Source organism: Paenibacillus konkukensis (assembly GCF_023523925.1).
Taxonomy (GTDB): Bacteria; Bacillota; Bacilli; order Paenibacillales; family NBRC-103111; genus Paenibacillus_S; species Paenibacillus_S doosanensis.
Window position 1 is genome coordinate 2,078,078 of sequence record NZ_CP027059.1, and the last position, 11,969, is coordinate 2,090,046.

At 57.8% G+C, this 11,969-nt stretch carries 8 protein-coding genes; all 8 read right to left on the bottom strand.

Annotated features, from left to right (window positions below):
• Positions 1-230 precede the first annotated feature (230 nt).
• Entirely contained in the window at positions 231-2,282 is a 2,052-nt protein-coding gene (locus tag SK3146_RS08960) for a heparinase II/III domain-containing protein (RefSeq protein WP_249864749.1), read from the bottom strand.
• Positions 2,279-3,049 (bottom strand): SDR family NAD(P)-dependent oxidoreductase, encoded by a 771-nt coding sequence (locus SK3146_RS08965; RefSeq protein WP_434006867.1) that lies wholly within the window; start codon positions 3,047-3,049, stop codon positions 2,279-2,281. Before SK3146_RS08965 ends, SK3146_RS08960 begins: the two co-directional genes overlap by 4 nt.
• Positions 3,046-4,104 carry an SGNH/GDSL hydrolase family protein gene (locus SK3146_RS08970; RefSeq protein ID WP_249864750.1) on the bottom strand — a complete coding sequence of 353 codons (1,059 nt, stop codon included), beginning with the start codon at positions 4,102-4,104 and terminating at the stop codon, positions 3,046-3,048. The genes SK3146_RS08965 and SK3146_RS08970 overlap by 4 nt, the downstream gene beginning before the upstream one ends.
• Positions 4,105-4,128: 24 nt before the next feature.
• Positions 4,129-5,463, bottom strand: a complete 1,335-nt coding sequence (locus SK3146_RS08975) for an ABC transporter substrate-binding protein (RefSeq protein ID WP_249864751.1) — start codon at positions 5,461-5,463, stop codon at positions 4,129-4,131.
• A gap of 289 nt (positions 5,464-5,752) precedes the next feature.
• The gene (locus tag SK3146_RS08980) at positions 5,753-7,162 is read right to left on the bottom strand and encodes an extracellular solute-binding protein (RefSeq protein WP_249864752.1); all 1,410 of its coding nucleotides are present in this window, start codon (positions 7,160-7,162) and stop codon (positions 5,753-5,755) included.
• Between the two features lie 227 nt (positions 7,163-7,389).
• Positions 7,390-9,000, bottom strand: coding sequence for a glycosyl hydrolase family 18 protein (locus SK3146_RS08985; RefSeq protein ID WP_249864753.1), 1,611 nt, complete (start codon positions 8,998-9,000; stop codon positions 7,390-7,392).
• Positions 9,001-9,215: 215 nt separating this feature from the next.
• Positions 9,216-10,511: a stalk domain-containing protein gene (locus tag SK3146_RS08990; RefSeq protein ID WP_249864754.1), complete on the bottom strand. Its 1,296-nt coding sequence runs from the start codon at positions 10,509-10,511 to the stop codon at positions 9,216-9,218.
• Between the two features lie 147 nt (positions 10,512-10,658).
• Positions 10,659-11,927 (bottom strand): M48 family metallopeptidase, encoded by a 1,269-nt coding sequence (locus SK3146_RS08995; protein ID WP_249864755.1) that lies wholly within the window; start codon positions 11,925-11,927, stop codon positions 10,659-10,661.
• Between the last annotated feature and the right edge of the window lie 42 nt (positions 11,928-11,969).

Consider the following 11,969-nt stretch of genomic DNA (forward strand, 5'->3'; position numbering starts at 1 on the left):
TTTCCAATCGCATGTAACCGCTATCATTACATCCGGGAAATCACCCCCTTTCCAACGCAAAACGCCTTCTTTCCCGGCGTTTCATCCGCTCCAATCGCAGTCTATCCGGCCATAACTGACATAACGGCAAAACAGCTTGGAGCTTGTACCGCAGGCTCCCCGGCGGGATCGTCGTCGCTCTCTTCCCGCAGTCGCCTGATGGTCCATCTCCAAGCTGTCATATCCGAAGCTTATATTCGCTCCAACCGCAGCCCCTCGGCCGGGTCGAGCCGAGCCCGCCAGCGCTCGCCCGGCCAGCTGAGCTCGACGGCCCGCGTTCCCGCGGCGGCCGCTTCCGGACCGGCGAATGCAGCAGGCCGGCTGCTGTCGCTGTACGCCGTCACGAACGAAGCGCTCGTGCCGTGCTGCCTGTGCAGCAGCCCGTTCATGCTGCGGGCCGGATTATCGGCCGGCCCGGGGGTTTCGGCGAGCATGATCCGCGAGCCCGGCGGCGCCAGCATCGACAACGCGGCGCCTTCTCCTCCCGCCGCCGCACTCATTTCGACGGAGCAGACACTCTCGCCGCTTCCCGCCGTCCATTCGGCCAGCGGGCGCACGAAGCGGTAAGGACCCTCTCCGTCGTCCAGCAGCCGGTTTGCCGGAGGCTGCCACAGCTCCCGGCGGTACGCGGGTTCAAGCCGCGGACTGTGCATCCACCAGTCGATCGTCGCTTCCGAATCGAGCTCCGCAACGAACCAGTCGAGCAGCCAGCGATCGGTCAGCCACAGATGACGCTCCAGTCTGCAGCCCGGATACGCTTCCGTCGAGCGCAGCCAGACGTACGTTCCCGACTCGCCGTCTTCATACCGGACGAGCTCGCCGGTATGCGCCGCCTGCGACCGGTTGTTCACCGCCACCGTATTATGGCTCTGCGCGCAAGCATACCAATCTTTGCGCAGGCCCGATCCGTACGGCACCATCCCCAGCTCCGGCGCCAGCCAGCCGTCCCGGCCGGCTATGGTCAAATGCAGCTTGTCGTCATGGCCGTGCGAGCCGCCGTGCGGGCCGTAGTCGGCATAGAAGGACAAGCGTCCTCCCGGGCGGCGGCCGATAACGAATCCGGACGTCTCCAGCAGCCGGGAGCCCCTCTGCTTCGCCTGCGCCTCGTCTTCGGACCGCGCATCCGGCTCCCAGCTCCCTTGTCCGTACAGCAGCGCCTCCAGTCCCGCTCTCTGCGGACTGCCATACATATAGCGGTACGCTTCCCGGAGTATCGGAACGCAGCCCGCCTTGCCGTAACGGGCATAACCAATCTCCACGGTTTCGGCGATTTCCCGGGAGTACGGCACGCGCCGGTACGGTCCGTCATGCAGCGCAGGCAGCTCTCCCCGCTCGTTCGCCAGATCGGCCAGCACATCGAGCATGCCTTCGAACGATTGGCCCTGCTCGCCGCGCGCCGCATACAGATCGATACCGAAGCGTTCCGCCATCTCGGCGGCGATGAAATAGGCGCGCAGAACGAACACATGGTAATACGTCGTTCCTTCGTACTCCATCTGATCCGGGTTGACGCCGATCGTAAGATGATGCTTCAAGCCCGCAAAGCCGTCGACTAGCTCCCGCATCTTGGTCTCATCGCGATTCCGCGCATAGACGCAAGCGAGCGCCGCATTCAACCATGCCGTATAATTGCTTTCCGGCTTGCCCTGCTCCTCAGCAAGCAGCTTGCGCGCCTGCGTCATGCTCTCTTCCAGCATCGCGAAGAACAAATCCAGCTTCTCCGCTTCGGCGAACTCGTAGCCTTCGTCCGTCAGCAGCAGGCCGGCGCGCAGCAGCGTCGTCGCCCAAATCGCTTCGGTCAGCGCCTGATGGAACGCCCTGCCTTTGAGCATCCACCCTTCCGCCTCCGGATGAACGGGATACTTCGGGAACTGCTCCGCATAGCGCAGCAGCACGCCCGCGCTCCAATCGGCGTAACGCCGCCCCCGGCCTGCGGCATATAGCGCCGCCGCTTCAAGCGCGAAACGGGCGCATGACTGATGCTTCATCACGAGCCAGGCGCCGCGGTACGGCTCGCCATGGAGCGCACAGCCGTAAGGACATAGAAACTCCGTCGCATCCTCCTCCAGAGGATCGAATAAAAGCTCCGTGTGATGCTCGGGACATACGTATTGATGCCACCAGCCGCCCGGCTCGGCGGGAATGACGGGCTCCGCGCCGAGGAGCGGAGCAAGCTCGCGCTCCAGCTGCCCGGCAATCTCTTCCGCCCAGCGGTATTGCTGCAATTTCTCCCCGATTCTCATCTCATGAACATCCCCCCGTTGATCTCGATCGTCTCTCCCGTCAAGTAATCCGACAGCGGAGAAGCGAGGAACAAGGCGCAGTTGGCCACATCCTCGGGCGTCCCTTCGCGGCCGAGCGGAATTCCGGCTACGGTCGCTTTGCGGGCTTGATCCGAAGTAAAGGTCGAATGGAAGGCGGTCTGGCCGATAAAGCCCGGCGAGAGCACGTTGACGCCGATCCCGTGAGGCGCGGCCTCCTTAGCCAAGCCTTTGGAATAAGCGAGGACGGCCGCCTTGCTCGCCGCGTAGACGGAAGCTCCCGGGCCGCCTCCGTTATGAGCGGCCAGCGACGCCATATTGACGATTTTGCCCTTTCCTTTGGCGGTCATGCCGGGAAGCACGGCTTTGCACAGAAATACGGTGCTTTTTAAATTGACATCCATAATTTGGTTATACCGTTCCTCCGTCATCTCCGCGTTAGGCACGCGCTCGATCATATGGCCGGCGTTATTCACAAGAATATCGACGGTCCCCCCGAGCGTCCTCTCCACTTGGGAGATCAGCGCTTCGATGCCGGCGATCCGGGTGACGTCCGCCTGGAAGCATTCCGCCGTGCCGCCTTCCTCCCGGATCGTGCGAACCGCCTGCTCGGCCGCCTCCCGCTTGCTCAAATAATTGATCGCCACCTTCGCACCCGCCTGCGACAGCTTGCGCGCAATCGCAAAGCCGATGCCCGCGTTTCCTCCTGTCACCAATGCGATTTGTCCCGTTAAATCCGTCGTAATCATATGGCTGCCTCCTCATGTCGTTTGTTGTTAAGCAATTGTTCCACCACCGGCCGCATCATCTCCGCCAGCCGTTCGCCCATCGCGATATGACCGTAATCGGACGGATGAATGAGATCGCTCGTCAGCGACGTAAAGTCCGTCATAATGTCCGAGCCTTCCAGTAAATACAGCTGTCCCGCGCCCTTCGACGCCGCATAACGGCGCAATACGTCGTTAAATTGGCGTTCATTCTCGGTGAAGACGGCGGATCTGTCCTTGAAATAGCTCGCCCGGTTAGGGTACATTGTCGTCAAAAAGATCGGTTTATCCGGATGCTTCTCCGCCAAGCGGTCGAGCAAATAGCCGGCCCGCTCCTCGAACTGCTCCGGCGAAAACGTCGAGCGCATGTTGACGCCGAGCTCCAGAAAAGCCAGATCCCAATCCTTCCGCTCGGCCAGATGATCGGCCACCTCCGGCTCGCAATGGCAGGAGCCGCTCAGCCCAAGGTTCAGCGCATCGATCTGCAGCCTGCGGGCCGCTTGCTGAATATAGCCGTTGTAGTGGCTCAGCGCTCCGGCCCCCTGCGTAATCGACGAGCCGTATGCGGCGAAGGTCAGCTGCGGCACCTCTTCCCGGGCCGGCGGCCGAATCTCGTGTCCGAACGCATCGATGTCGTAGAACACCGCGCCGAACCGTTCGCAGTACACCCGCCAGACGCGCGAGGAGAAGGCCGCATTGTTCAGCCTCTCCGGCTCCACCTCGGCGAAGCGTTCCGGAATTTCGAGCGATATCGTTTGGATGACGCCGGCTTGCAGCGTATGGGCCGAATGAAAAAAATCGCCGCGAAACACCAGCACGCGCCCGTTCGTTTCCAGCGAAGACAGCGTAATCCGCACATGCTTCGCATCGGTTACGAAGCGCAGCTCGCAGCCGTTGGACTGCACGGCCTTCGTCCGGCCGTTTTCCGACAGCGCGTGGCGCACCCGCTTCGGGAAGCGGTGCAGCCGCAGCCCCGGCAGCAGCTCCCTTCGTTCCAGCTCCGTCACATTATGAAAAGCGATTCCTTGTTCTATCATCCCGGTTTCCCTCGCTTCGTCCGGTTATTTTTTCTTATCGGCCTCTATCGCTTTATTAGCTCTCTCTTCCGCTTCGCGTAAAGCGGTATTCTCGTCCTTGCCTCCGTCTACGGCGACAAGCGCGTTCAGCATCTCTTTGTCGGCGATCGCCTGGTACTCCGTTTTCTCCGTCGGATCGGCGAATTTGGCGGGCAGCAGCGCCTTGATATTTTTTCCTTTCATGTAAGGATCGTCGGCGGCGAAGGTTTTCATCAGCTCGGTCTGATTTTTCAAAATCGAAAAATTGCCCGCCTTCACAAAATATTGCTGGAATTCATCGGAAGTCACATAATCGAGTACTTGGAAGGCAGCGTCCTTGTTTTTGCTCTCTTTGGATATGTAGAAATAGGTAGGGTACGATTGCGGGCCTACACCGGGCTTTTCCTTGAATACAGGGAGTTGAACGACATCCCAATTGACCGTATCCTTGAACGTTTTGGCGGTCGTGCTGAGGGCGGCGAACATGGCGACGTTCTGATCCTTATAGAAGGGCTCCTGCTGGCTGACCAGATTGTACTTATGATCCAGAAGACCGTTGCCGGGAATTTTGTAGAAGCGCGCCAAATTTTCAAAAGCCTGCCTGAACGCGTCGGACGTGTACGCCGCCTTGGAGGTCGCCGGATCGATATGGGGAGCCGACAGCTGATTCAGCTGCATCAAATGCTGTACCGACATCGTCATGCCTTTGTACTGCTGGCCGTTTTCGCTGCGCGTCATCGTTTTGGCCAAATCGTACGCTTCATCCCATGTCATGCCGTCGGTCGGATAAGGAACGCCGAACTTGTCGAACAAGCTTTTGTTGTAAAAGAGCGCTCCCGACGTCGTGCTGACGGGAAGCCCGTAGATGCCGCCGTCCGCCAGCTGCCGCTGAATGTCGATCGTTGAAGGCTCAAGCCGCGACAAATCGTAGTTGTACTTCTTGATCAGGCCGCTGATGTCGTCCTGCATCTCGTAGGCAAGCAGGAAATTCGAGGTCAAGCCGATGGAAGTAATCAAAATATCGATCGTCTGACCCGAAGTAATGACGGCCGGCAGCGTCTGCGCATCCTTCTGGGGAATAAACTTGAGCGTATAGCTCGGAAACTTCTTCTTGATCTCGTTGCCGTAGGTTTCCATGAACTGCTGCTCCGTCCAGCCGTTGATGCATACGTAGAATACAAGCTCCGTCGGCGTTTCGCTCACCTGCCTCACCAGATCGGAGCCCCCGGCATCGGCATCGCCTTTCGCCGTCTCCGCAGCTTTCGGCCCCTGACAGGCCGAGAGCGACGCTGCCAGCATACCGGCGGCAAGAACTGCGAGACATTTACGTTTGGTCCGCATTCGTAACCCTCCTCTTATGATACTGCCCCTCCAATTTTATTAACCCTTATCTGACTCACAAAATCAATATAACCGATATTGGAAGCGCGGTCAATATGTTATAAATCGATTTTGTAGGTTAAATATGAGTTAATTCCTTTTTTTCAGCAACAAAAAAACGCCTGCGGCGTCGTTGAACATCATACGGATGCGGATTTTTTCGATGAGCATACATGACATGCAAAAACCCGGGACGCCGTCTTCTGCCGGCTTCGCCCCGGGTTGAATAAGTGCTGGTTGCGGTGCATTTTTACAGGGAATCCACAAGCTTTCCTCGGCCCGCTTCCGGAAGCAGCTGCTCCAGCCGCCGGCACAGCGTCTCCCGATCCTGCAGCCCCGAGAGAAACAGCATGATTTCCCGCTGCATCTCCTTCAGCTGATTGTTGCTGAGACCCATCTCGGTAATTAGCCGGAAGGTTGGAATGATCTCCCTGTACATGAAAAACCGGGACGGCCTGTACGCCTCTTCTTCCCCCTGCCACTCCATCGCATGACGGTGAGCCGTAATGTTCAGCGTCTGCCTGCGGATCGTCAATTGGGTTTCGTAGGAAGTCATGAAATCGACGAGCAGCTTGGCCGCTTCCTTATTGCGGGAACGGCTGCTTACGGCCAAACCGTTGACGATCAGCAGCGTATGGTGATTGGCGTAACCCGGAAGCGGAGAAACGTCGAACGAAATACCCGCATCCTTCAGCTGGTTGAGGAAAAAGTAGGTCGTCATAATGACCGATACCTTCCCTTCCAAGAAGAGCGCCTCCGCATCGGCGTCGCTCTCCGACAACAACACCGGGAACACGTCCGTCATCTCCATCAGCTCCCGGCAAATTTCCAAGCCACCGATCGCCTTGTTCGCCGTCAAATGATATTCCCCGGCGTTATCGGGCTCGAACGTATCTCCGCTTTGCAGCATAAACAGCGGCCAACGGTTGCGCGAGGGCAGATAGAAGTAGAATCCGAACCTCTGTCCTTTGACGGCCAGCTGCCGCCCGTACCGGAACAAATCCTGCCATGTCCAGCTGCTGTCCGGCTCCGGCACCTGCACTTCGCGGAAATGGTCCTTGTTGTAGCAGAGCACAACCGGAGAGAAAATAAACGGCTGCACCAGCGTATCCCCGCCCCTGCGGAACGGGGCCGCCGCAAACGGATACAGCTGTTCGTCCGGTTCAAGCGGCTCAAGCAGCTCCGTACGCCCGCCCTCGATGAAATCTTGAAAGTTATTGTTGTTGAGCATGGCCGCATCCAGCATCTCGGCTTCCAAATATTCCTTGAGCGTCCGGCTGTAGCTGCTGGACGGCAGCTCTACCGGCTGCACCTGAATATGCGGATACCGCCGGTGGAACGCATCCAGCAGCTTGTCCATGCCGGCCAGCGCGCCTGTGGACCGAACGTAGCCGAAGCGGATCGTCGTGCGATTCTCCGACGGCGGGCGGATGACCCGGTTGCCCACGCGGGCGATCTTCTCGATCAAGCCTTCCTCGACCAGCTTCTCCAGTCCTTTGCGGACGGAATTATTGCTTAATTGAAACTGTATTTCCAGATCGTTCTCCGACGGCAGAAAGCTGCCGACAGGGATTTTGCCCGAAATGATATCCTCACGCAAAGTAACGATCATCTCATCCAAGCGTGCGCGAAAATATTTGCGGCTGTTTCTTTTTTGCATGAAGTTACCTCACATCTGCCTCATTCAGCATGATTTCCTTTTATTAGCATACTGTAAAAGGCAGGGCCGATACAAGAGGGCAAGCTTTTCTTTCCGTTACGAGCCGCGTTTAAAGCGGCAGCCCCTCTGCTATTTGGCTGAGCGGCATAAGCAGGGAGGCTTGCTGGGATCGGTCATGGCTGCCCTTCGAATCCTGGCGCCATCATGCCTCTCGCCCTTTCGCCCGCTCAGCGCTGCCGGACGGCGGCAATACGCTGCCAGTCGCTGTCGACGAACTGTCCCATATACCATAACGCTACGCCCTTTAAGCCGTAATAGCGGGCAACCCATATTTTGCGGTCGATGCTGTCGGCGTCTTCATAGAACAATTCATTGTCTGCAGTGTCCGTAAACTGAATATGCCGGTTAAGATAAGGAATCGATAATGATTGCGCAACCCCTGCTTTCTTCAACCTCTCCTCCACCGCGCTGCTGGCCGGAGAAGCGTAACCCGCCTCCGCTCCGGCTCCAATGAACTGGTCGGTCTTCTTGCCGATGCCAAGAATGAGCTTCTCCTTGGGCACCCCCGCGGCGAGCGTGTCGCGCACCGATTCCGCTACCAGGGGCAGCGGGGACGACGGCAGCCGGTCGGCTTTGCTTAAGAAATTATACGCCATCAATATGACCGCATCCGCCTGCGCGCCGATCGCCTTCAGGTCATATCCTTTGTAGTAATACACCGGCGGAACCGCGACAGTCAGCTTCTTACCGTTCAGCACCGCCTTCACTTCGTGCAGAAAAGCCGTAAAATCGTCTTTCGAAGCCTCGTCGTACAAATCTTCAAAATCGATGCATACCCCTGAGAAACCGTAACGCGGGTCGTCCACAACCGCGGCGAGCGATTCGGCAAACTGGGTGCGCGCCGCCGCATCTCCCAAGAACGATTCCACGTCGTGGGATTTATTGGCAAAAACGACCAAATCCTTGGCTGCTCCGCTTTTGTCCGCCGCAGCGGTTACTTCCTCCCAGCCTTCCGGCAAATTAAACTTGTACGGATCGCCAGCCGAATCGAGCTTCGCCTTCCCCGCTCCCTCATAAGCCAAATGCCACCAGCCCAGCGCGACCTGATCCAGCAAGCTCATGCGCTCTATGCTGTTGTACGACTGAATCGCATAAAAGCCCGTGACGGTCAGCGGCTTCGCCGACGCCGTCCGATGAAGCAGCCGGTCGATAACGGCCGCCGCTTCCTGCCGGCTGAGCGAGTCGTCCGGATTCAATCCGCTGTCGCTGCCCTCGAGCATCCCCTGCTTCACCGCATAATACGCATAAGGAGCGAGCGGAGCATCTACCTGAGCCGCATCCGGGAACGCCCGGGCGTCCCGCTCCTTCTCCCAGCCGCCGTCGAGCCACTGCTTCCGGTCGGCGTCCGCCGCTTCGCTCAGCAGCATGGCACCCATCGCATACGCCACCTCTTCGCGGCGAATAGGGACGTCCGGTTGAAAATTGCCGTCGCTGTCGACCAACGCATCGACCCAGCGGCGCTGCAAGGCCGCTTCGATCATCGGATAAGACCAGCGGTCCGGGTCCACATCCTTCAGCTTCACCGTCTCGCCTTGCTCGCCCGGGACGGCGCCGGAGGCGGCTGTCATCATCTTGATGAACTCTTCCCGGGACATTGCGGCGAGCGGGCGGAATCCTCCGTCCGCATATCCGTCAATCGCCTGAACCGCCGCCAATTGATAAATAGGCTCGGCAGACCAGTCGCGTTCCCCCACATCGCGAAACGGGATCAATCTGGATTCGTAAGCGTGGGCCGTCGCCGAGCCTGCCAGCAGCAAGCCGAGCGACGCCAACATCATTGTTTTGGCAACTATGTTCCCGCACCTCCCATGACTTTCCTTGCGTCTAAGCCTAACTCTCATGAAGTAAAGACGTATCGCAAGCGGAAAAAGTTTCTTGCTCGCAGCGGTCTTTTGGGTTTCTACAGGACAAAAAGCGCCCGGGCGTACGTCAGCAACGGACAAAAGCCCCGGCGCTTATGTTCGCGCCGGGGCTCCCTATCTTATGCAAACTATTAGTGAATATTGGACAATCCGATGACGCCGTATTCAGGCCAATGATAAAAATCCAGTCCGAGCGACAAATTGGCCGATGTGCGGATCAGCGGTTCATTCAGCAAGCCTTTCATCAGTTCCTTCGTCATGACCAGTTCGTATTCACGGTCACCCTTCTTCAGGAAGTAACGAATGTTGCGGATCGTCTTCCCGTCCGCATCTTGAACCAAATCCATGAACGGCACCGTCTGCTGCTGCATCGTTTCCCCGTACTCAAGTCTGCGGTCCACATGATACGTCGCCTGATCGTCGGCTATGCGGTCGATCACAATATCCGGCTCCCCTTCGTTAACGGAGGACAGCTTCATGATCAGCGCCGGATGCTCGACCGGATCGAACGGGCGTGTGTCTTTGACCGACACGGTATAAGTATCGGCATCCCAGCCCACCAGCAGCCCGAGCTTCTCCGCCGTATCTCTCAGCGGCACATAGACGACGCCATGATAATTAAACGGCTGATATTCCGGCGCATATATTTTCCCGTCGACCTTCGCCTGCACGTCGGAGTAGGTCACCGTCGCCTCGAACGGGTCCGTTCCGATAGGAATCGCCTCCGCCGTATCCTTGAATTCGGATTGCGAAGGATCGCCCTTGGCCGCGATCCCCGCCCACTCGGAGCGCAGCAGTATTTCATACCGGTTGGACTCCGCATTCCAGACCGTTACATAGCCGAGCGTATCGCGGAAAAACGTCATCGGCACATACAGCGCGTTTTTGAAATTGAGCGCTTGCGGCGTAACCGGAGCTCTGGCCCCGTTATACGTTACCGTTACGTTGCTGCCGGGGTATAACGTGACCTGCTGTTCGCCCGGCTGCGGCGTCGGCACCATATCGATATCCTTCACGTCGTTTACACGGTCCGTCGCTTCCTGCCCCTCGTATACGTCGAATACTCCGGCCGCAGGACGGCCCAGCTTATTGTTGGCGTAGACCAGGTAGTTGTGGCCGAGCTCGAACGTTACGCCGCATTGGTCGCTGTCCGGCGCGGTCAGCACGTTGCGGACATAACTGCCTTTCAGATTTAATTCCGTCACGAAGGTCGCCAGACGGTACGGCTGCCCCTTGTAGAACACATCTTCCACCTTCGTCACCGACCCGTAAAGTACATTGCTTGCCAGCGAGTAATCGTACTCGGCGGAAGTCGCTTCCCCTTTGGAGCATGCGTAAACCTTCTGGGGGCTCGTCGTCACTGCCGCCGGAAGGGCAGTCAATGCGACTGCCGCCGCGGCCAGACATGCGATCATCTTTTTTCTCATCACCGACACTCCTCGTTTCATCCCGTAGTCTCTCCCTGTCATCCGCTTCCTTTCTAAGGAAATAATAGGGATAATCATATCATGTATATTCGGAATGAACTCGTTTTTTCCGGGTGTAGGCGAAATTTTTATTTTCCCGGCCACTTCTTATCCCGCCGGTTTGGAAGCTCCTTTGCTATGTTGAAAATAATCGATTCTTTGGATCAAGGTCGGATGCGTGCCCAGGAAAAACTGTGTCAGCGCCGGAGGATTCACGTCGGACAAACTGACGGAAGCGAGCTTCTGGAACGCTCTGATCCCCGCGTCCGGATCGCCGCGCAGCTCGACCGCATATGCATCGGCGCTGTGCTCGTTCATCCTGGAGATGGCGTTATCGAGCGGTGAAGCGGCAAAGCTGAGCACGGATACGAGCAGGAGCAGCACCGGCAAGCCCGCATAATCCAGCGGTCCCCGCGCGCGGATCGCGCTTCCCCAGCGGCGATGTATCCAATGAAACAGGCGGAACACGAGCCAGAAGCCGATGAAGCTTTCGACAATGCCCCATAGCGTGCCCCATAAGACATGATGCTTCACGTAATGCCCCATCTCATGGGCCATAATAAATAAGATTTCGTCCGCGTTCAGCTTCTTCAGCGTCGTATCCCACAGCACGATCCGCGTAGTGGAACCGATTCCGGTCACATAGGCGTTCAAAGCGTTGGTCTGCTTCGATTTATCGACCTGGTACACTTGGTCCGCCGGTATGTTGGCCTGCCCGGCTAATTGCAGTATTTGCTGCTTCAGCTGCTGATCCTGCAGCGGCTTGAAATCGTTAAAAATCGGGGCCAGCACAACGGGCTGAATAAACGTGAAAAACAGCGTCAGCGGAACGGAAACGGCCCATCCCCACAGCCACCAGCGCCGCGGACTCCGCTTGATCGCCGTATACAGCAGCCAATAAAGCGGTATGGAGATGATCATATTGACCCCGAAGCCTTTGGCGATATCCAGCAGCCATGAGGAGGCGCTCTGATTCGTCAGCCCGTACGATCGGTTCAGCTCGTGCAAATAATAATCCAGCGGCAGCTCGATCACATAGAGAGCAAGCTGGAGCAGCAGCAAATAAACCGCCATTCGCAGCAGCGACCATCCCGTCAGCCTCTCCGCCAGACTGCGGAACCAGGAGGAGCAGCCAAGCGTCATCAACACGATCAGAATCCCCCATTCCACCGGGGTCGATATAAAATAAGACAAATACCCGATCGTCGCCAGCCGATGCGCATTCTCAATTTGCTCCGGCGTCATGAATGTGGCCGGGTCCGCCGGTCCGCCGCGCAGCGCGGCAGGAATCTGCCCTGCGGGCTGATGCAGAAAGTAGTAGGCCATAGCCCCGCAATATATAATCAAAATCGCAATCCAGATCCATCCGCGCCTCATAGGGCTCTCCCCGCCTCTCTTCTTATCGTTCATACAAGCGAT

Coding starts and splice junctions, on each gene's coding strand:
- SK3146_RS08980 (WP_249864752.1), bottom strand. CDS start 7,162: ATGCAAAAAAGAAACAGCCGCAAATATTTTCGCGCACGCTTGGATGAG.
- SK3146_RS08970 (WP_249864750.1), bottom strand. CDS start 4,104: ATGATAGAACAAGGAATCGCTTTTCATAATGTGACGGAGCTGGAACGA.
- SK3146_RS08985 (WP_249864753.1), bottom strand. CDS start 9,000: ATGATGTTGGCGTCGCTCGGCTTGCTGCTGGCAGGCTCGGCGACGGCC.
- SK3146_RS08960 (WP_249864749.1), bottom strand. CDS start 2,282: ATGAGAATCGGGGAGAAATTGCAGCAATACCGCTGGGCGGAAGAGATT.
- SK3146_RS08975 (WP_249864751.1), bottom strand. CDS start 5,463: ATGCGGACCAAACGTAAATGTCTCGCAGTTCTTGCCGCCGGTATGCTG.
- SK3146_RS08965 (WP_434006867.1), bottom strand. CDS start 3,049: ATGATTACGACGGATTTAACGGGACAAATCGCATTGGTGACAGGAGGA.
- SK3146_RS08995 (WP_249864755.1), bottom strand. CDS start 11,927: ATGAGGCGCGGATGGATCTGGATTGCGATTTTGATTATATATTGCGGG.
- SK3146_RS08990 (WP_249864754.1), bottom strand. CDS start 10,511: ATGAGAAAAAAGATGATCGCATGTCTGGCCGCGGCGGCAGTCGCATTG.